Origin of the sequence: Actinokineospora bangkokensis (genome assembly GCF_001940455.1) — a bacterium.
In the GTDB taxonomy this organism is placed as follows: domain Bacteria; phylum Actinomycetota; class Actinomycetes; order Mycobacteriales; family Pseudonocardiaceae; genus Actinokineospora; species Actinokineospora bangkokensis.
This window is the reverse complement of record NZ_MKQR01000005.1, coordinates 110,450-132,214: the sequence shown is the minus strand read 5'-3', so window position 1 is coordinate 132,214 and position 21,765 is coordinate 110,450. Positions and strand designations below refer to the sequence as shown.

General features: G+C 74.1%; 16 protein-coding genes. 7 read left to right on the top strand and 9 right to left on the bottom strand.

The window, feature by feature from the left end; all coding sequences use genetic code 11:
* Positions 1-423: 423 nt before the first annotated feature.
* The 6 genes from BJP25_RS03170 to BJP25_RS03145 all read right to left on the bottom strand — a co-directional run bounded on the left by BJP25_RS03170 (position 424) and on the right by BJP25_RS03145 (position 7,716).
* On the bottom strand, positions 424-1,785 hold the full coding sequence (locus tag BJP25_RS03170) for a type I glutamate--ammonia ligase (protein WP_075973244.1): 1,362 nt from the start codon (positions 1,783-1,785) through the stop codon (positions 424-426).
* Positions 1,782-3,542, bottom strand: coding sequence for an IucA/IucC family protein (locus tag BJP25_RS03165; RefSeq protein WP_075973243.1), 1,761 nt, complete (start codon positions 3,540-3,542; stop codon positions 1,782-1,784). The genes BJP25_RS03170 and BJP25_RS03165 overlap by 4 nt, the downstream gene beginning before the upstream one ends.
* 4 nt (positions 3,543-3,546) lie before the next feature.
* Complete coding sequence (locus tag BJP25_RS03160; protein ID WP_075973242.1) at positions 3,547-4,806, bottom strand: lysine N(6)-hydroxylase/L-ornithine N(5)-oxygenase family protein; 1,260 nt, start codon at positions 4,804-4,806, stop codon at positions 3,547-3,549.
* Positions 4,803-6,155 (bottom strand): pyridoxal phosphate-dependent decarboxylase family protein, encoded by a 1,353-nt coding sequence (locus tag BJP25_RS03155; protein WP_075973241.1) that lies wholly within the window; start codon positions 6,153-6,155, stop codon positions 4,803-4,805. Before BJP25_RS03155 ends, BJP25_RS03160 begins: the two co-directional genes overlap by 4 nt.
* Before the next feature lie 99 nt (positions 6,156-6,254).
* The gene (locus tag BJP25_RS03150; protein ID WP_075973240.1) at positions 6,255-7,133 is read right to left on the bottom strand and encodes a bifunctional 5,10-methylenetetrahydrofolate dehydrogenase/5,10-methenyltetrahydrofolate cyclohydrolase; all 879 of its coding nucleotides are present in this window, start codon (positions 7,131-7,133) and stop codon (positions 6,255-6,257) included.
* Positions 7,096-7,716, bottom strand: a complete 621-nt coding sequence (locus tag BJP25_RS03145) for a cyclodeaminase/cyclohydrolase family protein (RefSeq protein WP_075973239.1) — start codon at positions 7,714-7,716, stop codon at positions 7,096-7,098. The genes BJP25_RS03150 and BJP25_RS03145 overlap by 38 nt, the downstream gene beginning before the upstream one ends.
* Positions 7,717-7,755: 39 nt before the next feature.
* Here BJP25_RS03145 and BJP25_RS03140 point away from each other — a divergent pair, with 39 nt between their 5' ends.
* The 3 genes from BJP25_RS03140 (at position 7,756) to BJP25_RS03130 (ending at position 10,883) form a co-directional block, all read left to right on the top strand.
* Complete coding sequence (locus BJP25_RS03140; RefSeq protein ID WP_084793626.1) at positions 7,756-8,952, top strand: bifunctional folylpolyglutamate synthase/dihydrofolate synthase; 1,197 nt, start codon at positions 7,756-7,758, stop codon at positions 8,950-8,952.
* Positions 8,953-9,005: 53 nt separating this feature from the next.
* A complete protein-coding gene (locus BJP25_RS03135; RefSeq protein ID WP_075973238.1) occupies positions 9,006-9,959 on the top strand; it encodes an LLM class F420-dependent oxidoreductase in 954 nt (317 codons plus the stop codon).
* Positions 9,960-10,055: 96 nt separating this feature from the next.
* Positions 10,056-10,883: a helix-turn-helix domain-containing protein gene (locus BJP25_RS03130; RefSeq protein ID WP_084793625.1), complete on the top strand. Its 828-nt coding sequence runs from the start codon at positions 10,056-10,058 to the stop codon at positions 10,881-10,883.
* Positions 10,884-11,220: 337 nt separating this feature from the next.
* On the opposite strand, the gene BJP25_RS03125 is transcribed toward BJP25_RS03130, so the two are convergent.
* A complete protein-coding gene (locus BJP25_RS03125; RefSeq protein ID WP_075973237.1) occupies positions 11,221-13,296 on the bottom strand; it encodes a S9 family peptidase in 2,076 nt (691 codons plus the stop codon).
* 318 nt (positions 13,297-13,614) lie between these two features.
* Here BJP25_RS03125 and BJP25_RS03120 point away from each other — a divergent pair, with 318 nt between their 5' ends.
* Positions 13,615-14,508 (top strand): S1C family serine protease, encoded by an 894-nt coding sequence (locus BJP25_RS03120; RefSeq protein ID WP_075973336.1) that lies wholly within the window; start codon positions 13,615-13,617, stop codon positions 14,506-14,508.
* A gap of 90 nt (positions 14,509-14,598) precedes the next feature.
* Here BJP25_RS03120 and BJP25_RS03115 read toward each other — a convergent pair whose 3' ends face one another.
* Positions 14,599-16,077: a CoA-acylating methylmalonate-semialdehyde dehydrogenase gene (locus BJP25_RS03115; RefSeq protein ID WP_075973236.1), complete on the bottom strand. Its 1,479-nt coding sequence runs from the start codon at positions 16,075-16,077 to the stop codon at positions 14,599-14,601.
* The gene (locus BJP25_RS03110; protein ID WP_075973235.1) at positions 16,074-17,381 is read right to left on the bottom strand and encodes an aspartate aminotransferase family protein; all 1,308 of its coding nucleotides are present in this window, start codon (positions 17,379-17,381) and stop codon (positions 16,074-16,076) included. Before BJP25_RS03110 ends, BJP25_RS03115 begins: the two co-directional genes overlap by 4 nt.
* A gap of 130 nt (positions 17,382-17,511) precedes the next feature.
* On the opposite strand from BJP25_RS03110, the gene BJP25_RS03105 reads away from it, so the two are divergent.
* The 3 genes from BJP25_RS03105 to BJP25_RS03095 all read left to right on the top strand — a co-directional run bounded on the left by BJP25_RS03105 (position 17,512) and on the right by BJP25_RS03095 (position 21,760).
* Positions 17,512-19,110, top strand: a complete 1,599-nt coding sequence (locus tag BJP25_RS03105; protein WP_075973234.1) for a PucR family transcriptional regulator — start codon at positions 17,512-17,514, stop codon at positions 19,108-19,110.
* Between the two features lie 252 nt (positions 19,111-19,362).
* Complete coding sequence (locus BJP25_RS03100; RefSeq protein ID WP_075973233.1) at positions 19,363-20,925, top strand: NCS1 family nucleobase:cation symporter-1; 1,563 nt, start codon at positions 19,363-19,365, stop codon at positions 20,923-20,925.
* Positions 20,918-21,760, top strand: coding sequence for a nitrilase-related carbon-nitrogen hydrolase (locus tag BJP25_RS03095; RefSeq protein ID WP_075973335.1), 843 nt, complete (start codon positions 20,918-20,920; stop codon positions 21,758-21,760). Before BJP25_RS03100 ends, BJP25_RS03095 begins: the two co-directional genes overlap by 8 nt.
* The last annotated feature ends 5 nt before the right edge of the window (positions 21,761-21,765 follow it).

Sequence of the window (21,765 nt, the reverse complement as noted above, 5' to 3'; positions counted from 1 at the left end):
CCCCCCCCCCCCGCCGTGGGTAGCACATGATCGCCCACCCCAGCCAAACAAGACCACCGCATCGAGCACCGGCGTAGCCGGACCGCCGGTTGGGTGGGTGGTGGCGTTGTGTTGAAGGACGAAGGACGAGCGCGTCGAGCAGGGGCGTGGGTGGGTCGCCTGCTGCGTAGGCGATGGCGTTGTGGGCAGGGCGAAAGCGCGGTTGGGCTTGGGCTTGGGGTCTGGGGTTGTCCACAGCCCGCTGGGGTGTCCACAGAACTTGCGCACGGGTCGAGTTTCGTTGCCCCGCGCCGGTAGCGTTGAAAACAGGGGTCCCCTTGCCCGGGGGACCCCTGCGCTCGCGCGCAGGGGTGGCTGAACAGGGCTGCCGGTGGGGCATGGCGCCGACGTGGTGGTGGGGCGAAGCCGGGGATGGGGCTGGGGTCAGGCCCGGAGGTCGCCGTGGGTGCGGTGCCAGGGGGTTACGGGGTCGAGGGATTGGGCGAGTTCTTCGGCGAAGAGGGCGAGCTTGTGCTCGACGACCGGTTCGCCGAGGAGGGTGGGGGCGAGTTTGCTGGTGGCGAGGCGGTGGTGGGCTTCCCAGGGGGTTCGGGGGAGATCGCCCTGGACTCGGCCTTCGGTGGGGGGTGGGAGGCGTTCGGTGATGCCGGAGAGGCCTGCGGCGATGAGGGCGGCGACGACGAGGTGGACTTGGGCGTCGGCGCCTGCGAAGCGGGCTTCCATGCGGAGGGTGGGGCCGCGGCCCGCGAGGCGGACCGCGGTGGTGCGGTTGTCGGTGCCCCAGCTGACGGTGCGGGGGGAGAACGGGGCGGTGCGCAGGCGGACGTAGGAGTTCCAGGTGGGGGCCCAGAAGGGGGTGAGGTCGGGGGCCGCGCGCAGCACGCCCGCGAGGAAGTGGCCGAACAGGGTGGACATCTCCGTGGGCTTCGAGCCCGCCACGAGGGGGGCGCCGCCCGGGTCGGACAGCGACAGGTGCACGTGGCAGGAGCTGCCGGTGCCCGGGGCCTCCGCGGCCAGGTAGCCCGCGCGCGCGCCGTGGGTGGACGCCGCGGTGCGGATGGCCAGTTGTTGCAGCATGGCGTCGTCGCAGGCCGCGAGGGCGTCGCGGTGGCGCAGGACGTACTCGTACTGGCCGGGGTGGACCTCGCCCCGTGCGGACTCCAGGCCGATGTCCAGGCGGTCGAGGTGTTCGTCCACTGTGGTCAAGAGGGTGCGGAGGGGGGAGAGCGCGTGCACCGCGTAGTCCAGGCCGGTGCGGGTCAGCGGCTGCCCGGAGGGGTCGGTAAAGGTCACCTCGTGCTCGATGCCGATCGAGGGCACCAGGTCCACCTGCTCCAGGGCCGCCAGCTGGTCGCGCAGGGCCGTGCGGGGGGCCTCGGGCACGGCGCGGCCGTCGGGCCACTCCACGTCGCACACCACCAGCCACACCCCGGCGCGGGCCGGGTCGGGGGCGAGCGTCGCCAGGTCGGGGCGCAGGCGCAGGTCGCCGTAGCCGCCGAGGAACTGGTCCACCGCGGAGGCGTTGATGACCTCGCGCTCGGCGTTGGTGCCGAACAGGTAGGCGCACAGCCCGTACCCGCCCACCATCGCGGTGTCCACGAAGGACTGGCCGCTCAGCTCCACGGCGTCGAAGCGGGCGTGCGGGTCGGGGACGAGGCACACCACGCGGCGGGCGGCGCCGGTGGCGACCGCGTCGCGCAGCTGCCCGGCCATGGCCGAGGCGCGGCGGGCGCGGTCGGCCAGGGTGCGCGGGCCGGTGGGTCTGCGGTGGTCGAGGGGGGTCACCAGGCGCCTCCGGGGTCGGGTCCTGCCAGCGGGTTGGGGACGCGGCCGGAGCGGACGTCGAACTCGTCGTCGCGGTCGACCTTGTCGAAGCCCTCGCCCGCCAGGTGCTCGCGGTTGAGGCAGACCCGCTCGACGTCGGCGGCGAACAGCCCGCACGCGTCGAAGCGGGCCGCGGACGCGGGGTGGGCGTCGCGGTAGCGGCCCACGACCTCGCGGACCCGCGCCCAGAGGCGGGCCCGCGGGTGGTCGAGGTCGTCGAGCAGCACCTCGGCGAGGAAGCGCAGCTGCCCGGCGAACACGGAGCTGAACAGCGACTGCGCGAGCAGGTGCGCGGGCCAGCGCAGCATGTCCGCCGAGGCCTCCGCGCCGAGCAGGTCGTAGGCGGGCAGGTGCTCGTCGAGCAGGTCGACCCCCTGGGCGAAGTCCTTGATGGCCACCCGCAGCGGCACGCCGTGGTCGTCGGTGACGAGGATGAGGTTCTGGCCGTGCGGGCAGAAGCCGACGCCGTGCTCCAGCAGCCAGTGCAGCAGCGGGGTGAGCAGCAGGTCGAGCACCCGGCCCGTCCACTCGTCGGTGGACAGCCCCGATGTGCCGATCAGGTGCGCGATGACCGACTGACCGTCCGGTCCGCGGTAGGGCAGCGCGGCAAACGACAGCGCGCGCTCCCCCGGCGCCAGGCGGGTGCGGACCGGTTCGCGCCACAGCGCGCCGAGGGTCTCGTGGAACCGGTAGGGCAGCTCGTCAACCGCCCCGAACAGCGGGTGGCGCACGGAGACGCTGGCGACCTCGCCCAGCAGGTCGAAGCGGTAGTCGTCGCGCAGCAGCGGGTCGGCGTCGTGCACCGCGCGCAGCCACGTGGTGACCTGCGGGGCGGCGAGCGTCGCCGCGGACGCCAAGCCCCGGTAGACGAGCGTGTTGCGCACGGACACCGCCGTCTTGACGTCCCTGCGCACCGGGTCGGTGGCGTTGGCCAGGGTGCGCACGGTCTGGTGCGGGCGGTACCGGTCGGTGCTCTCCCCCACCGGGACGACGGCGCCGGTGGCGATCTCCCCGGCGTAGAGCACGCCGATCACCTCGTCGAGCTGCCAGGGGTGCACCGGCACGAGCACGTAGTCGTCCGGGTCGGGCACCTTGGCGCGGAACCGCTCCAGCAGCTCCTCCCCCAGCTCCTCGGTGAGCAGCTGCCGCGCGCTCAACCCCTCGACGCTGCGGAAGGAGGCGTGGTCGCGGTGCACAGCCAGCCACGGCAGGGCGAAGTCGCGGCCGGACTCCGGGGCGTACCGGTCGCGGTCGGCGGCGGAGAAGCCGACCCGGCCCTTGTTCAGCACGATGCGCGGGTGGCCGGTGAGGTGGCCGTCCGCGCTGTCGTAATCGAGGAGCACCAGCTCGGCGGCGTTGGGGGCGCGGTCGAGGCGGGCGGCCTCGTTGGCGACGGTCGCGGTCAGCTCGGAGAGCACGTCCGCCAGGCGCAGCCCGGTGAGGCCCAGCTCGGCGCGGGCGTCGACGACCAGCGCGCGCGGGTCGTCGGCGGGATGGCCGTCGCGGGTCGCGGAGCCGGGCCGCACGCTCCAGGACTCGAAGGCGCCGCGCCGGGCGTGGAAGCGGTAGACCGCGCCCGAGGACAGCTCCAGCCGCCAGGGCCGGTGGCCGCGGTCGTCGGGGTCGCCGTCCGGTTCGGGGCGCAGCAGGCCCTCGTAGCTCAGCTCGCCGAGCGCCTTGTGGGTCACCAGCGACCCGGCCTCGCGCCACGCCGTCACAAGCTCACTCCCGTCCGTCGAGCAGTCCGAAGGTGGTGAACGCGGTGCGGTCGGGCAGCCGGTGCACCACGCGCCCGCACGCGGAGTTGAGGATGGTCGCCGCGCGCCACGCCGCCAACCCCAGGTCCGGCGCGCCTACCCCGTTCGTGTGACGATCGGCGTTCTGCGCGTAGAGGGCGCCCCCCACCCCCGCGCGCAGCGCGACGCGGTGGTCGCCGTCCACGACGAGCCTGCCGCGCTCGTCCAGCGCGGGGAGGTCGCCGAGCAGGCCGGTGAGGTCGCGCTCGGCGTACCCGGTGGCGCAGACGACCTCCGACGTGCGCACCGCCGCGGTGGTGCCCTGGTCGACGTGCCGCAGGGACAGCTCCACGCCGCCACCCACCGCGCGGGCGCCGACGACCTCGACGCCGGGGGTGAGCACGGCGTCCGGCCACTCCCCGCCGATGGTGCGCCGGTACAGCTCGTCGTGGATCTGCGCGATGGTCTCGGCGTCGATCGCCTTGTAGAGCTGCCACTGCGCGGGCACGAGGGCGTCGCGCACCGGGCCGGCGAGGCCGCGGAAGTAGCGGGTGTAATCGGGGGTGAACTGCTCAAGCCCCAGCTTGGAGTACTCCATCGGTGCGAACGCCCGCGTCCTGGTCAGCCACCGCGTGCTGCCGGTGCGCCGCCGCAGGAGGTCGAGGAACACCTCAGCGCCGGACTGCCCGGAACCGACGACTGTCACATCGTCGGCAGCGGTGAGCCGATCCCGCACCGACAGGTAGTGCGCCGAGTGCGTCACGTGCTCCAGCCCGCTCAGCGCCTGCGGGACAACAGGTCCCGTGCCCACGCCCAACACGACTGTCCGCGCGTGCACAGTCTCCCCGGCGATGTCCAAGGCGAACGCGTTGGCGCTGTCCGACCACTGCACAGAGCTGACAGCGCTGTCGAAGTGGCAGGGCAACTGCGCGGCCGCCCACCGGAGGTAGTCGTCGTACTCCGTGCGCGGCACGTGGAACCTCTCCGCGAAGTAGAACGGGAACAAGCGGTCGCGCGCCCGGAGGTAGTTCAGGAACGACAGGGGGTTCGTCGGGTCGACCAGGCTCACCAGGTCAGCGAGGAACGGCACTTGCAGCGTGCTGCCGTCGATGAGCATGCCCGGGTGCCAGCGCAGCTCCGGTTCCCGCTCGTGGAAGGCGGTGGTGAGCCCGGTGCCGCGGGCCAGTGCGGCCAGCGCCAGGTTGAACGGGCCGACGCCGACCCCGACCAGGTCCAGCGCCGTCATGCCGCCCGCCTCGCCGCGTCCGCGACCAGGTCGAGCAGCGGCGCGTAGGTCTCGGCGGTGGCGTGCGGGTGCAGGATGGTGAGCTTGAGCCACAGCTCGCCGTCGAGGTCGGCGCGCCCCACCACCGCCCGGCCCGAGCGCAGCAGGTCGCGGCGGACCTGGGCCACCACCGCGTCCGGGGTGTCCGCGGGGCGGAACAGCACCGTGGACAGCGACGGCTCGCCCCACACCCGCAGCGCGGGGTGCGCGCGGGCGGCCGCCGCGACGCCCGCGGCGGTGTCGCAGCAGTGGTCGACCAGCTCACCGATGCCCGCGCGACCCAGCGCGCGCAGCGTCACCGCGATCTTGAACGCGTCCGGGCGGCGGGAGGTGCGCAGCGACCGGCCGAGCAGGTCGGGCAGCCCGGCCTCGGTGTCGTCGTCGGCGCTGAGGTAGTCGGCCGTGGTGTGCAGGGCCCGCAGCACGCCCGCGTCGCGGCACACCAGCAGGCCCGCGGCGATCGGCTGCCACCCGAACTTGTGCAGGTCGAGCGCCACGGAGTCGGCGCGGGCCAACGACGGCAGCGCGCGCCTGCCGCTGAACAGCAGGCCACCCGCGTACGCGGCGTCGACGTGCAGCCAGGCCCCCGCCGCCACCGCCGCGGCCTCGATCTCCGGCAGCGGGTCGAGCGCGCCGGTGTTGGTGGTGCCGAGCGTGGCCACCACAGCCGCGGGCCCGTCGACCCGCGCCAGCACCGCGGCCAGCGACGCGGGGTCCACCCGGTCGCCCGCGCAGTCCACCGGCACCGGGGCGGGCAGGCCGAGCAGCCACGCGGCGCGGGTGACGCTGTGGTGGGCGTTGCGCCCGCACACCACGGTGACCCGGCCGCGCGACTCCCTGGCCAGCAGCAGCCCGAGCAGGTTGGACTCGGTGCCGCCGGTGGTCACCAGCGCGTCGGGGGCGGCGGCACCCGGGTGGCAGAGCCGGGCGATGCCCCTGGTCAGCTCCGCCTCCAGCTCGCTGGCCGCGGGCGCCTGGTCCCAGGAGTCCATCGACGGGTTGAGCACGCTGGCCACCAGGTCGGCGGCGGCGGCCACGGCCAGCGGCGGGCAGTGCAGGTGCGCGGCGCACCACGGGTCGGCCGGGTCGGCGGCGCCCGCGGCGAACCGGGCGACCAGCGCGCGCAGCGCCGCCTCGGCGCCGACGCCGCGCTCGGGCACCGGGTCCGCGCCCGCCCCGAGGCCGCCGGGGCCGCCCGGGGGCAGCGGGCCGCCCCGGGCGGCGGCGCCCGCCGCCACCGCGTCGAGGGCGATCGCCACGAGCGGGCGGACCGCGTCGGCAGCGGCCAGGGCGGCGGGCGAGCGCGTCATCGGACCCCTTCGTCGTCGGGTGAGGGCACCCTTACCGACTCTACGAGTCGATCACCTCCGGGGTGGTGGTGATCCCGCGCACTGCACGGTCCGCGCTGGTCAGCGGTCGAAGGTGCCCTCGGCGGCGGACACCGCGTGGCGCAGCAGCAGCGCCGTGGTCACCGGGCCGACGCCGCCGGGGACCGGGGTGAGACCGCCCGCGACCGGCTCCACCGAGGCGGCGGCGACATCGCCCACCAGCGAGCCGTCCGCCGCGGTGTTGGTGCCCACGTCCACCACCACCGCACCCGGCGCGACGTGCTCGTCGGTGACGAAGTCGGCCCGGCCGACGGCGACCACCAGCACCTCGGCGGTGCGGGCGACGGCGGGCAGGTCGGCGGTGCGCGAGTGGGCGATGGTCACCGTGGCGTTCGCCTGGAGCAGCAGCTGCGCCACCGGCTTGCCGACCACCGCGCTGCGGCCGAGCACCACCGCGCGCTTGCCGGACAGCTCGACACCGTGGTGCGCCAGCAGTTCCATGCACGCCTGCGCGGTCGCGGGGGCGAACGCGGGCAGGCCCAGGGTGAGGTTGCCCGCGCTGACCGGGCTCGCGCCGTCGATGTCCTTGGCCGCGGGCAGCAGGTGCGACAGGTCGGTGAGCGACACGCCCTCGGGCAGCGGGGTCTGGAGGATGACGCCGTGCACCGAGTCGTCGGCGGCGAGGTCGGTGAGCTTGGCGCCGATCGCCTCGGCCGTGGGCGGCTCGACGGTGTGGATGGTGGCGGTGACGCCGACCTTCTCCGCGGCCTTGACGATCGAGCGGACGTACCACAGCGTGCCGTCGTCGTCGGTGGCCACGACGATCGCCAGCGACGGCGTGGTGCCCGCGGCGGTGAGCTTGGCGGCGCGCTCGGTGACGTCGGCGCGGATCTCGGCGGCCAGCGCCTTGCCGCTCAGGGTGTCAGCCACGGAGGCCCTCCCGCACGCGCGCGACGACACCGCGGGCCCGCTCGATGGCCGCGGTCAGCTCCTCGACCTGCCCGCGCAGCTGCGCCACGTAGGCCTCGTCCTTGATGGCGGCGGCGTTGATCTCGATGTTGACGATGGCTGCCTCCAGCGCGGCGGCGGCGCTGGAGGCCGCCACGGCCACGTCGGAGACGACGTTGGGGTTGCCCCGCTCGACCAGCCCGTCGGCCAGCTCCACCACCCGCGCGGCGAGCCTGCCCACCTCGGCGGGCGGCTGCGCGGCGCCGACCAGCGCGGACTGGATCGCCTCGCGGCGCACGGCCTTGTCCTCGTCGGACTCGCGCGGCAGCCCGTAGGCCATGCCCACGGTCGCGAAGGCCTCGGCGTCCGCCGCGGCCAGGTCCAGCGCGGTGGCGCGCAGCTCGTCGGCCTCGGCCTTGACCGCGCGCATGGCGTCCTCGCGGTCGGCCCACTTGCCGCCGGTGGTGTACGCGCTGACCATGCCGACCAGCGCGGCCCCGGTCGCGGCGAGCAGCGCGGCGGCACCGCCACCACCCGGGGTGGGGGTACGATCCCCGAGTTCGGCGAGCCAGGAGCCGATCGTCGAATCCTTCATGGCCCCAGATGGTAACGGGGCCCCTGACCGGGAGCCGGGATGCTGACCTCGCTCGACGGGGCGGTCGCCGCGCTCGACCGGTTCGTCCCCCGCGGCGCGCGGTTCCGCGCCGGGTACTCCCTCGACCGGCTGCGCGCGTTCCTCGCGGGCCTCGGTGACCCGCAGCACCGGGTGCGCGTGCTGCACGTGGCGGGCACCTCCGGCAAGACCTCCACCGCCTACTTCGCCCGCGCCGCGCTGGCGGGCGCCGGGCTGCGGACGGGCCTGACCGTGTCCCCGCACATCACCTCGGTCACCGAGCGGGTCCAGGTCGACGGCGGGCCGCTGCCGGACGCGGAGTTCGTGGCGCTGCTGGACCGGTTCCTGGGCCTGGTGGGCGAGCACGAGCTGACCTACTTCGAGGTGCTGACCGCGTTCGCCTTCTGGGTGTTCGCGGAACTGGGGGTCGACGTCGCGGTGGTGGAGACGGGCGTGGGCGGCCTGCTCGACTGCACCAACACCGCCACCAGGGCCGACAAGGTGTGCGCGATCTCCGACATCGGCCTCGACCACACCGAGGTGCTGGGGTCGACGTTGCCGGAGATCGCGGCGCAGAAGGCGGGGATCATCCACCCCGGCAACCGGGTGGTGCTGCTGCGGCAGGACCCGGTGGCCGAGTCGGTGGTGCTCGCGCACGCCCGGTCGGTGGGCGCCGCGGTCGAGCTGGTCGACCCGGGCGGGCCCGCCGCGCTGCCGCTGTTCCAGCGCCGCAACTGGGCGCTGGCGCGCGCGGCGGCGCGGTGCGTGCTGGGCGCCGAGCCCCCGGACGTGGTGGGCGACGCGCCGCCGGGGCGGTTGGAGGAGTGCGCGGGCGTGCTGCTGGACGGCGCGCACAACCCGCAGAAGATCGACGCGCTGCGGGCGAGCCTGGCCGAGCGCGGGGTGGGGCCCGGCGCGGTGCTGGCCAACCTGCTGCGAGCCCCGCAGGAGAAGGTGGACGCGGCGCTGCGGGCGCTGCTGCCGCTCACGACCCACCTGGTCGTGCCGGGCTTCAGCGCCTCCGGGGACCAGTGGCGGCGCTCGACACCCGCGCCGGAGTTGGCCGCGCGCGCACGGGAACTGGGCTTCGGGTCGGTGCAGGTGGCGGGCGACCTGGTCGAGGCGCTGGCGGTGCTGCGCGCGCGTCCCGAGGCGCTGAAGCTGGTGACGGGGTCGCTGCACCTGGTGGCCCAGGTGCGGACACTGCTTGTTGCGTGATGCATGTTACCTAGCGGTAGGGTGCCAGCGACGTGTCCGGACGAGGAGGTCGCATGGCTCGGTGGGGAATCACGCTGCCGTTGACCGGGGTGCCGCTGCAGGCGCACCGCGAGCTGGTCAAGGAGCTGCCCGACCTGGGCTACACCGACGCCTGGTCGGCCGAGACCGCGGGCACCGACGCCTTCACCCCGCTCGCCCTCGCCGCCGAGTGGGCGCCCGACCTGCGCCTGGGCACGGCGATCACCCCCGTCTACACCCGCGGCCCCGGCCTGCTGGCGATGAGCGCGGCCACCATCGCCGAACTGGCGCCGGGCCGGTTCGCCCTGGGCATCGGCACCTCCTCGCCCACCATCGTCTCGGACTGGAACGCCGTGCCGTTCGAGGAGCCGTTCAAGCGCACCAGGGACACGCTGCGGTTCCTGCGCTCGGCGCTGGCCGGGGAGAAGGTCACCGCCGAGTACGACACGTTCTCGGTGGCGAAGTTCCGCCTGGAGCGCCCGCCCGCGGCCCCGCCGGAGATCCTGCTCGCCGCGCTGCGCCCCGGGATGCTGCGGCTGGCCGCGCGCGAGGCCGACGGCGCCATCACCAACTGGCTGGCCGCCACCGACGTCCCGCAGGTGCGCTCGGAGCTGGGCACCGGCGGTGAGCTGGTGGGCCGGGTGTTCGTCTGCCCCACCGAGGACGCCGACGCCGCGCGCGGCCTGGGCAGGCTGCTCATCAGCAGCTACCTCACCGTCGGCGCCTACGCGGCGTTCCACGACTGGCTCGGGCGCGGCGAGCGGCTGCGGCCGATGCACGAGCTGTGGGCGGCGGGCGACCGCAAGGGCGCCAACGCCGCCATCCCGGACGACGTGGTGGACGAGCTGATCGTGCACGGCTCCCCCGCGCGGTGCCGGGAGAAGGTCCAGGCCTACGCCGACAACGGGATGGACACCCCGGTGATCGCGGTGCTGCCCACCGGCGAGGACCCCGCCGCGCTCGTGCGCGCGCTCGCCCCCGGCGCCTGATCCTTCCCACCCCGGCAAGGCCGGAGTTCAAGCCCTGCAACGGTTCCCCCGATCGGCGCGGTTGCCGAACGCGCCTTTGTGGCCCATTGTGGCCGCATGAGCGATCGACTCCCCGCGCGCACCCGCGCGCTGGCGGGCGAGCTGGTCGAGCTGCGCGTGCGCGCCGGGCTGACCACCCGGGGCGCGGCGCGCAGGCTCGGCATCTCCTCGGCCAGCCTCAACCGCACCGAGAACGCCAAGCGCGAGGCCTCCGCCGAGGAGCTCGGCGGCATGCTCGCGGTCTACCGGGCGGGCGAGGCCGACCGGAAGCTGGTGCTCGACCTCGCGGGCGCCCGCCCCGCCCCCGGCTGGCTCGGCCTCGCCCCCGACCCGCCGCCGCTGGCCCGGTTCGAGGCCACCGCGCTGTCCATCGTGGACTTCGCGCCGCACGCCGTGCCGGGGCTGCTCCAGACCGCCGCCTACACCAGGGCGGTGCACACCCACGGCGGCGACCTCGGCGTCGCGCTGGACGAGCGGGTGCGCGCGCAGGCCCGGCGGCAGGCCGTGCTGTCGCGGCTGAGCGCCCCGCACTACGCCGCGTTCCTCGACGAGGCGGTGCTGCGCAGGCCGGTCGGCGGGTCGGCGGCGATGGCCGAGCAGATCCGGTGGCTGGTGTCGCGGGCGCGGCAACCGGGCACGACGGTGCGGGTGGTGCCGTTCCGGCACGGCGGGTACCGCAACCCGGGGCGGTTCTCGCTGATGCGGTTCCGCGAGGCCGCGCCGGTGGTGTACGTCGAGCACGAGGGGTCGTCGGGGTTCCTCGACGGGGCGGCGGACGTGGAGCGGTTCGGCGCGATCGCGGCGAGCATCGCGGCGGCGGCGCTGGACGGCCTCGATTCGGTGAACCTGATGAACCGGATCGCGTCGGATCACGAGCGCGCGTGAGACGGGGGTGGTGTGGTTGCGCAGGTCGTTGAAGACAGAGCAAAAGAAGCGGGATTTTGGGGGCGTGCCCGGGTGGGTGGTTGCGCTTGACAGGGGCCCCTGCGGCGATCATGTGCTCGGGGTGGGGAAAAGGTGAGGCCTTCGGCCCCACCCCCCGGCCGTGGGTAGCACATGATCGCCTTCCCCTGTCAAGCACAACCACCCACCCGGGCATCCCCGTAGCCGGGCCGCCGGGTTCGTTGTGCGCCCGTTCTTTGGGGAGCGGGTTGGGTGGGGGGCTGGGTGCTCGGGTGGTGGCTGTTGCGGGGGGTGAGGACAGAAAGGGGGGCTCCGGGGGTTACTCGGGGGTTCGGAGGGCTTCGCGGAGCCAGCGGAGTTGGAGGAGCATGAAGTTCTCCGCCACGTCGTCCTCCTGCGGGGTCATGTGGGTGACGCCGGGGAGGGGGAGGAGGGTGTGGGGGCGGCCTGCTGCGACGAGGGCGGTGGAGAGGCGGAGGGAGTGGGCGACGACCACGTTGTCGTCGGCGAGGCCGTGGAGGAGGAGCAGGGGGCGGGTGAGGGTGGGGGCGTCGTCGATGAGTGAGTTGCGGTCGTAGACGTCCGGGTGGTCGGTGGGGTGGCCCAGGTAGCGCTCGGTGTAGTGGGTGTCGTAGAGGCGCCAGTCGGTGACGGGGGCGCCGGAGATGGCGGCGTGGAAGGTGTCGGGGCGGCGCAGGACGGCCAGGGCGGAGAGGTAGCCGCCGTAGGACCAGCCGCGGATGGCGACGCGGGTGAGGTCGAGGTCGGGGTGGTCGGCGGCGACCGCGGTGAGGGCGTCGACCTGGTCGTCGAGGGTGGCGCCTGCGAAGTCGTGGTGGATGGCGCGCTCCCAGGCGGGGCCGCGGCCCGGGGTGCCGCGGCCGTCCGCGACGAGGACGGCGAAGCCCTGGTCCGCGAGCCACTGCGGGTGCAGGAACGCGCCGCGGGTGGACAGCACGCGCTGGGCGTGGGGGCCGCCGTAGGGGTCGAGCAGCACCGGGAGCTTGGTGCCCGGGGTGTGGTCGGAGGGGTAGAGCAGGGCGACGCGCAGGTCGCGCTCACCGACGGTCAGGAGCTGCACGTTGGGGCGGATCGGGGGCGTGGTGGCCAGCACGGCGACCTCACCGACCTGCTCGCCGTCCCGGAGCACGCGGACGCGCGGGCCGTCCCAGTCCAACGAGGACGACACCAGCACGGTGGTCCCGCCCGCGCGGGCGGCGGTGTGCACCCCGTCCTCAGTGGACACCCGGGTCGGGCCCGAGGTGTAGACGTGGACCTGGGTGGGGTCCTCGGCGGAGGCGGTGAACAGCACGTCGTCACCGACGTGCAGGACGCTGCGCACCTGGAGGTCGCCGCTGACGCAGGTGTCCCCGACGAACAGGCGGTTGGCGCCGTCCGCCGCCGCGATGCGCACCAGCTCGCCCGAGGGGGTCCAGGCCGGGGCACCGGGGAAGATCTCGATCCAGGTGTCGTCGGTGTCGGTGTGCAGCAGCTCGGTGGCCCCGGTGGCGGGGTCGACGGCGTGCACCTCGACGGTGCGCTGGTCGCGGGTCTGCACGGCGATGAGCGGCTTGCCGTGGCGCGACCAGTGCGCGGTGACCAGGTACGGGAACGCCTTGTTGTCCCAGGCGACCGGGGTGCGGGTACCGTCGAGGCCGATGACCTCCAGGCGCACCGTCGCGTTCGGGGTGCCCGCGGCCGGGTAGGCGACGGTGGCGGGCTCGGCGGCCGGGTTGGCCGGGTCCGCGATGTGCCAGCGCTGCACCGGCGCGTTGTCGGTGTGCGCGACCAGGAGCCGATCGCCCTCGGGGGACCACCAGTAGCCGCGGGAGCGCTGCATCTCCTCGGCCGCGATGAACTCGGCCAGGCCGTGCGCCTCGTCCGCGGTGGCGGGCTCGGCCAGCGCGCGGTCGTCGGCGCCGTCCACGCCGATCACGCGCAGGGCGCCGCCGGCGACGTAGGCGATGTGGGTGCCCGCGGGGTTGGGGCGGGGGTCGATCACCGGGGTGGTCGCGGGCAGCTCGCGGGTCTCGCGGGTGAGCGCGTCGGCGGTGAACAGGCGACCGGACAGGGTGAACGCGGCGGTGCGGGCGGCGGCGTCGGTGGCCGCGGCGAGGATGCCCGCGCCCTGGCTGCGCGAGCGCTCGCGGCGGGCCCGCTCCTCGGGCGAGAGCTCCTCGGCGCCCCCCGCCAGCAGGTCGGCGGGCACGGCCAGGGCGGTCTCCTGACCGGTCGCCAGGTCCTGCACCCACAGCGCGTGCGTGCGGTCCTCACCCCCGGCCGAGCGCAGGAACAGGACGTGGCTGCCGTCGGGGGCGGTGCTGAACCCTCGTGGGGTCCCCAGGGTGAAGCGCTGGGTGCGCGCTTGCAGGCGGAGGAAGGTGTCACTGGTCACGCCCCCAACCTAGTGCCCCGCGCACCCGGTCCCAGCCGCCGGGAGCGGTGCCGGGGTGATCCCCGTCTCTTGGCGAATCCCTCGCTGGTCCACAGCTTGCTCTCAAGATCGGGGACCACTGTTCATGCCATGACGAACCCCGGATCGCAGCAGCCGCCCCGCGAGGGCGAGGGACACCCGAACACCGCCTGGCAGGCACCGCGCCAGCCCTGGCAGGGTCGGCCTGGCCAGGTCCCCCCGGCCGCGCACCCCGGCCAGTACCGCTACCCGGCGGCGCAGGTCCCCGGGCGCGAGGGCGAACAGGTGCGCGAGCCCGCCATGGCCGGGGCCGCGCACCAGGCCCCGCGCACCGGCGGCTACGGCCAGCCGATGCCCGCGTTCTACCAGCAGCAGCCCGCGAAGCAGCCGAACCGGTTCCGCCGGGGCGCGGTCGCCGTGGTGGCGGCCTCGGTGCTGGGCGCGGGGCTGGTCGGCGGTGGGGTGGGCGCCTGGATCGGGTCGGACAGCACCACCACCGCGGCCCCGACCACCACGTCAGCCACCGCCGCGCCGGTGGCCGACACCTCCGCGGTGGACGTGTCCGCCGTCGTCACCAAGGTCATGCCGAGCGTCGTGCAGATCACCGTGCGCACCGGCAACGCCGAGGGCATCGGCTCGGGCGTCGTGCTCACCGCCGACGGGCGCATCCTCACCAACAACCACGTGGTCGAGGGCGCTCGCGACATCACCGTCACCTTCTCCGACGGCAAGACCGCCCCGGCGTCGGTGGTGGGCACCGACACCGGCGCCGACCTCGCGGTCATCCAGGCCGAGGGCGTCAGCGGGCTCACCGCCGCCACCCTGGGCGACTCGTCCTCGGTCCGGGTCGGTGACGAGGTCATCGCCATCGGCTCGCCGGGCGGGCTCCAGGGCACCGTCACCACCGGCATCATCAGCGCCCTCGACCGCGACGTCACGATCGGCTCGGAGCGGTCGAGCGACCGGTTCTCCGGGCAGGGCGGCGGGGTGTCCTACAAGGCGTTGCAGACCGACGCCTCGATCAACCAGGGCAACTCCGGCGGTCCGCTGTTCGACACCGCGGGCCGGGTCATCGGCATCAACTCCGCCATCTACTCGCCGGTCACCGGCTCCGACGGCGCCGCGGGCAGCGTCGGCATCGGGTTCTCGATCCCCATCGACACCGCGAAGGAGGTGGTCGCCAAGATCAGCTGACCCCCGGTCGACCCCGGACTTCGTCACCGTGCCCGAGCCCCGCCACCCCTGGGGGCTCGGGCACAGCGACGTCCGCCCCCGGCGGGTGGGTCAGGTGTTGCGGGGGAAGCCCAGGTCGACGGTGGACCGCGTGGGCCAGCGGGTCGTGACCACCTTGGGCCGGGTGAAGAAGTGCAGGCCGTCGGGGCCGTAGGCGTGCGTGTCCCCGAACAGCGAGTCCTTCCACCCGCCGAACGAGTAGTAGCCCACCGGCACCGGGATGGGCACGTTGATGCCCACCATGCCGACCTCCACGTCCGCCTCGAACCGCCGGGCCGCGGCACCGCTCGCGGTGAACAGCGCCGCGCCGTTGCCGTAGGGGTTGGCGTTGACCAGCGCGACCGCCTCGTCGTAGGTGTCGACGCGCAGCACCGACAGCACCGGCCCGAAGATCTCGTCGCGGTAGAGCCGCATGTCCGGGCGCACGTGGTCGAACAGCGTCGGGCCGAGCCAGAACCCGCCCTCGGCGCCGTCCACGGCGTGCCCGCGGCCGTCGACGGCGAGCACCGCGCCCTCGTCGGCCTCCACGTAGGACAGCACCTTGTCCCGGTGCGCGGCGGTCACCAGCGGACCCATGTCGCAGCCCCGGCGGCCGTCCCCGACGCGCAGCCGGGCCACCCGCTCCGCGATGCGCGCGACCAGGTCGTCACCGACCGGGCCCACCGCGACCACGGCGGACACCGCCATGCACCGCTCCCCCGCCGACCCGAAGCCCGCCGAGACCGCCGCGTCGGCGGCCACGTCCAGGTCGGCGTCGGGCAGCACGACCATGTGGTTCTTGGCCCCGCCGAGCGCCTGCACGCGCTTGCCCGCCCGGGTGCCGGTCTCGTAGACGTAGCGGGCGACGGGGGTGGAGCCGACGAAGGAGATGGCCGCGACGTCCGGGTGCTCCAACAGCCCGTCCACGGCGACCTTGTCCCCGTGCAGCACGGTGAGCACGCCCGCGGGAAGCCCCGCCTCCGCGAACAGCTCCGCGAGGAACTGCGCCGCCGACGGGTCCTTCTCCGACGGCTTGAGCACCACCGCGTTCCCGCACGCCAGCGCGTTCGGGATGAACCACAGCGGCACCATCGCCGGGAAGTTGAACGGCGAGATGACCCCGACCACGCCCAGCGGGTGCGGCGCGGAGTGCACGTCCACCCCGCTGGAGGCGCTGCCGCTGAAGCCGCCCTTGAGCAGCGCGGGCGCGCCGCAGGCGAACTCGACGGCCTCCAGGGCGCGCTGCACCTCCCCGCCCGCGTCGTCGAGCACCTTGCCGTGCTCGGCGGTGATGACCTCCGCCAGGTCGTCCTTGCGGGCGCTGAGCAGCTCGCGGAAGGCGAACAGCACCGACGACCGGCGCGCCAGCGAGGCGTCGCGCCACTCCGGGTAGGCCGCCCGCGCCGCCGCCACCGCTTCGTCCACTTCGGACCGCTCGGCGAAGTCGACCCGCCCGGTGACCTCGCCGGTGGCCGGGTCGTGCACGTCGCCGGTGCGGGCGGCGGTGCCCGACCACGGCTTGCCGCCGATCCAGTGCGTGATCGCCTTCACCGGGCCTCCCCCGCCGTCGCGATGGCCCGGTGCAGGGCGTCGAGCGCCTGGTCCACCTCGTCCTCGGTCACCGTCATCGGGGGCGCGAGGCGGATGACGTTGTTGTGCAGCCCGCCCTTGCCCACCAGCAGCCCGTGCTTGCGCGTCTCCTCCAGCACCGTCAGCGCGGCGGCGGGGCTCGGCGTCGTGCTGCCCGGCTCGACCAGCTCGACGCCGATCATCAACCCCTTGCCGCGCACGTCCCCGACCACGGGGTTGTCCTCCGCGATGCCGCGCAGCCCGTCCAGGAGCCGGTCGCCCAGCTTGGCGGCGTTGCCCTGCAGGTCGTTGTCGAGCAGGTAGTCCAGCACCGCGCTCGCCCCCGCCGTGGCCACCGGGTTGCCGCCGAAGGTGGAGATGGAGTTGGCGGTGAAGCTGTCCATCACCTCGCCCCTGGCCACCAGCCCGCCGATGGCCAGGCCGTTGCCCAGGCCCTTGGCGAAGGTCATCGCGTCCGGGGTGACCCCGTGCGCGGAGATGCCCCAGAAGTGCTCGCCGGTGCGGCCCCACCCGGTCTGCACCTCGTCGGACACCAGCAGGATGCCGGTCTCGTCGAGGACCCGCTTGAACTCCCGGAACAGCCCGTCAGGGGCGGAGCTGAACCCGCCGACGCCCTGGATCGGCTCGACGATCATGCACGCGACGTCGCCGGAGGTCGTCGTCTCCAGGATGTCGCGCAGGTCCGCCACGCAGGCGGCGATGTACTCGTCGTCGGGCAGGTGGCCGAAGGGGCTGCGGTAGCGGTACCCGCCGTGCACGTAGCTGACCTTCACCGGGGACAGCGAGCTGGTGGACCAGCCGCGGTTGCCGGTGATGCCGACCGTGCCGAAGGCGCGGCCGTGGTAGGAGTTGCGCAGGGCCAGGACCTGGTTGCTGCGCCGGTGCTGGGTGGCCAGCATCAGGGCGGTCTCGTTGGCCTCGGTGCCGGAGTTGGTGAAGAACACCTTGGCGTCGGGGATGCCGGAGAGCTCGGCGATCCGCTCGGCCAGCTCCACCTGCTGCCGGATGAGGTAGAGGGTGGAGGTGTGCAGCACGCCGGTGTCGAGCTGGCGCCGGATGGCGTCGCTGATCTCGGCCACGTCGTAGCCGATGGCGTTGGTGAGGATGCCCGCGAAGAAGTCCAGGTAGGTGGTGCCGCCCGCGTCGGTGACGTGCCTGCCGGAGGCGCTGGCGACCTCGATCGGGTCGGCGTAGTAGAGGGCCAGCCAGTTCGGCATGACGGCCCGGTGGCGGTCGATCAGCGGGACCTGCTCGGTGTCGGCCATGGTCGCGAGTGTGACCGCCGCGCCCGCGCGGCACCATGGACAAACTGTGCCGTCCGGGGCCGCGCGGGCTTACAGTGTGTCCCGCGCGCGGGACCGCGGTCCTGCTCGGCGCGCGCGGAGAGGAGCGCCGGTGTACCCGACGGTCTCGCAGGTCCTGGCCCTGCCCGCGGTGCGCCGGGGCGCGCCCGCGGTGGTGGCGGGCGCCGCAGGCCTGCCAGGGCGGGTGCGCTGGGTGCACGCCGCGGAGATCGCGGACATCGCCACCCTGCTGCACGGCGGCGAGCTGGTGCTCACCACCGGCATCGCGCTGCCCGACGACCCGGTGGCGCTCACCCGCTACGTCGACGAGCTGGCCGACGTCGGCGCCTCCGGGCTGGTGGTGGAGCTGGTCCGGCACTGGGACCGGGCGCTGCCCGCCGCGCTGGCGGCCGCGGCCGAGCGGCGCGGCCTGCCGCTGGTGTCGCTGGCCAGGGAGACCCGGTTCGTCGCGGTCACCGAGGCGGTGGTGGGGCTGATCGTGGACGCGCAGCTGGCGGAGCTGCGCGCGGCCGAGGAGGTGCACGAGGCGTTCACCGCGCTGACGGTCTCCGGCGCCGAGCCCGCCGAGGTGCTGCGCGAGGTGGTGCGCTCGGCGGGGATGCCGGTGGTGCTGGAGACCCTGGGCCACGACGTGCTCGCCTACGACACCGCGGGCGGGCAGGCCGCTGAGCTGCTGGCCGACTGGTCGCGGCGGTCGAAGGCGGTGGCGCTGTCGGAGCGCACCGGCTACCACGCCGACGCGGGCTGGCTGGTCACCGTGGTGGGCGCGCGCGGCAACGACTGGGGGCGGCTGGTGCTGCTGTGCCCCGGTGAACCCGCGCACCGGCACGTGGTGATCGCGGAGCGGGCCGCCTCGGCGCTGGCGCTGCACCGGCTGGCCGCCCGCGAGCGCGAGGGGTTGGAGCGGCACGCGCACCGGACGCTGCTCACCGAGCTGCTGGCCACGGCCGCCCCGCCGGACCTGGTGGCCCGCTCCGCGGCGCTGGGCGTGCCGTTGCAGGACCGGTTGCTGGTGGGGGTGTGCGTGCGCCCGTCGTCGATGGGCACGGCCCCGGCGATGGCCACCGCGGAGCTGCTGCGCGACCTGGCCGAGGCGACCGCGCTGGCCGTGCGCCGGGCCAGGGTGTCGGCGCTGGTGGGCATCGTCGACGACACCAGCGTCCGGGCGCTGCTCTCGCTGACCCCGGCGGCCGACTCCGACAGCGTGCTGCGCCGGTTGTCCCAGGAGTTCCCGCACCCCGTCGTGCTCGCGGCGGGGACCACGGCCCGGGGGGTGGCGGGTGCGCGGCGCTCGCTGGTGGAGGCCGCGCACGTGGCGCAGGCGGCGCTGCGCTCGGCCGCGCCGAAGCCGTTCCACCGCCTGTCCGACGTGCGGTTGCGCGGGCTGCTGCACCTGTTGGCCGACGACGACCGGGTGGCCGCGTTCGCCGACCGCGAGCTGGGCGCCCTGGTGGAGCGCGACGCCGCCCACGGCAGCCGGTTGTTGGAAACCCTCCGGCACTACTGCGCGCACGGTGGGAACAAGTCGGCGGCGGCCGCGGCGGCGCACATGTCCAGGACGGCCTACTACCAGCAGCTGGCGCGCATCGAGCAGGTGCTCGGCGTGTCGCTGGAGGACGCGGAGTCGGTGCAGTCACTCCACGTGGCACTGCTCGCGTGGGAGATCCGCGAACAGTCGGACTGGCACTAACCCGATCGGGGTGAAGCGACCACTCGGAGCATGCACCCGGGTAGCCGCAACGCATTGGTGCCTGCGGTACGGTGACACCGGGATGTCGATGGTGTAACACCGCCGCCCCAGCACACCGCACCGCACGAGCGCAATCGTCAGGGTGTGCTGGTTGTCGCCGAAGCGCGCACAAAGTGACACTGCCCCCGGTGGCGCGCTCCCCCGTTGGATGCCGGGATGGAACTCTGATCCCGGATCATCGGAGCGCACACCATGGCGACCGCAGAGCAGACCCCGTTATCCCGGCAGACCACCCACCCCGACGGCCGGGTCGACCTCACCGACCGCGCGGCCATCGCGGGCAGCCGCTTCACCAACGACGAACTGGCCCCGGTCCCGGTCGAGAAGCGGACGTGGACGACCTACAACTACTTCGCCCTGTGGATGGGGATGGCGCACAACATCCCCAGCTACACCCTGGCCGCGTCGCTGATCGCGCTCGGGATGAACTGGGTGCAGGCGCTGATGACCATCATGATCGGCAACATCGTCGTGCTGGTGCCGATGCTGCTCAACAGCCACGCGGGCACCAAGTACGGCATCCCGTTCCCGGTGTTCGCCCGCGCCTTCTACGGGGTGCGCGGGGCGAACTTCGCCGCGATCCTGCGCGGGCTCATCGCCTGCGGCTGGTTCGGCATCCAGACCTGGGTGGGCGGGCAGGCGCTCAACGTCATCGTCGGCAAGCTGGTGGGCAGCGCGTGGGTGGGCGCCGGTGAGGTCGCGGGCCACCCGTGGACGCTGTGGCTGTGCTTCCTGCTGTTCTGGGTCGTGCAGATGGTGCTGATCTGGCGCGGCATGGAGGCCATCCGCCGGTTCGAGAACTGGACGGCGCCGCTGGTGTCGGTCGGCTTCCTGGTGCTCATGGGCTACGTGCTGGTCAAGGCTGGTGGGCTGGGGCCGATCCTGGCCGCGCCGTCGAAGCTGGGCTGGGGCTCGGAGTTCTGGACGGTGTTCGCGCCCTCGCTGATGGCGATGATCGCGTTCTGGGCCACCCTGTCGCTCAACATGCCGGACTTCACCCGCTTCGGCGGCAGCCAGGCCAAGCAGGTGCGCGGGCAGATCCTCGGGCTGCCCACGACGATGACGTTCATCGCCGTCGTCGCGATCCTCACCACCTCGGGCGGGCAGCTGCTCTACGGCGACGGCGAGGACCTGTGGGACCCCGCGCAGCTCGCGGCCCGCTTCGACAGCCCGGTGCTGGTGGTGCTGGCGCTGGTCGCGCTGGTGCTGGCGACGGTGTCGTGCAACCTGGCCGCGAACGTCGTCAGCCCGTCCTACGACTTCTCCAACGCCTTCCCCAAGCGCATCACCTTCGCCGTGGGCGGGCTCATCACCGGCGTCATCGGCGTGGTCATCATGCCCTGGCGGCTGATCTCCGACCCGAGCATCTACATCTTCGCGTGGCTGGGCTTCTACGGCGGCGTGCTGGCCGCGGTCGCGGGCGTGCTGGTCGCCGGGTACTGGTTCACCCTGCGCACCAAGCTCGACGTGGCCGACCTCTACGCCGACGGCGGCGGCCGCTACTGGTTCACCGGCGGCTGGAACGTCAAGGCCCTGGTGTCCACGGTGGTCGGCGCCGTGCTCGCCGTGGGCGGGGCCTACGGCGGCCCGTTCCCCGCGGACGGGCTGATCCCGCCGCTGAAGCCCCTCTACGACTACAACTGGGCGGTCGGGTTCGCCGTCGCCCTGGTGCTGCACACCGTCCTGTCGATGTCCGAGCGGGAGCGGGCGCACGACGCCGCGCTCCCCCAGGTGGAAGGAGATGCCCGTGGCTGACACCGTCCGGGCCGCACTCGTCCAGCAGAAGTGGACCGGTGACAAGGAGTCGATGATCGCCGCCGCCGTGGCGCACATCGCCACCGCCGCCTCCCAGGGCGCGCAGGTGGTGTGCTTGCAGGAGCTGTTCTACGGGCCGTACTTCTGCCAGGTGCAGGACGCGGACTACTACTCCTACACCGAGGCCATCCCCGACGGGCCGACGACGAAGCTGCTCTGCGAGGTGGCCGAGCGGCACGGCATCGTCATCGTCGCCCCGATGTACGAGCAGGAGCAGGCGGGCGTCTACTACAACACCGCCGCGGTGATCGACGCCGACGGCACGTACCTGGGCAAGTACCGCAAGACCCACATCCCGCAGGTGAAGGGGTTCTGGGAGAAGTTCTACTTCCGCCCCGGCAACACCGGCTACCCCGTGTTCGACACCGCGGTGGGCCGCATCGGCGTCTACATCTGCTACGACCGGCACTTCCCCGAGGGCTGGCGGGCGCTGGGCCTGGCCGGGGCCAAGATCGTGTTCAACCCGTCGGCCACCAGCCGCGGCCTGTCGCAGTACCTGTGGCGGCTGGAGCAGCCCGCCGCCGCGGTGGCCAACGAGTACTTCGTCGGCGCGATCAACCGGGTGGGCGTGGAGCCGCTGGGCGAGAACGACTTCTACGGCCAGACCTACTTCGCCGACCCGCGCGGGCAGCTGGTGGGCGAGGCCGCCTCCGACACCGGGGACGAGGTGGTGGTGCGCGACCTGGACATGGGCCTGCTCGACGAGGTGCGCGACCTGTGGCAGTTCTACCGGGACCGGCGCCCGGACGCCTACGAGCCGCTCACCCGCCCCTGAAGGGA

Coding starts and splice junctions, on each gene's coding strand:
- BJP25_RS03140 (WP_084793626.1), top strand. CDS start 7,756: ATGCTGACCTCGCTCGACGGGGCGGTCGCCGCGCTCGACCGGTTCGTC.
- BJP25_RS03130 (WP_084793625.1), top strand. CDS start 10,056: ATGAGCGATCGACTCCCCGCGCGCACCCGCGCGCTGGCGGGCGAGCTG.
- BJP25_RS03155 (WP_075973241.1), bottom strand. CDS start 6,155: ATGACGCGCTCGCCCGCCGCCCTGGCCGCTGCCGACGCGGTCCGCCCG.
- BJP25_RS03120 (WP_075973336.1), top strand. CDS start 13,615: ATGGCCGGGGCCGCGCACCAGGCCCCGCGCACCGGCGGCTACGGCCAG.
- BJP25_RS03145 (WP_075973239.1), bottom strand. CDS start 7,716: ATGAAGGATTCGACGATCGGCTCCTGGCTCGCCGAACTCGGGGATCGT.
- BJP25_RS03110 (WP_075973235.1), bottom strand. CDS start 17,381: ATGGCCGACACCGAGCAGGTCCCGCTGATCGACCGCCACCGGGCCGTC.
- BJP25_RS03160 (WP_075973242.1), bottom strand. CDS start 4,806: ATGACGGCGCTGGACCTGGTCGGGGTCGGCGTCGGCCCGTTCAACCTG.
- BJP25_RS03100 (WP_075973233.1), top strand. CDS start 19,363: ATGGCGACCGCAGAGCAGACCCCGTTATCCCGGCAGACCACCCACCCC.
- BJP25_RS03135 (WP_075973238.1), top strand. CDS start 9,006: ATGGCTCGGTGGGGAATCACGCTGCCGTTGACCGGGGTGCCGCTGCAG.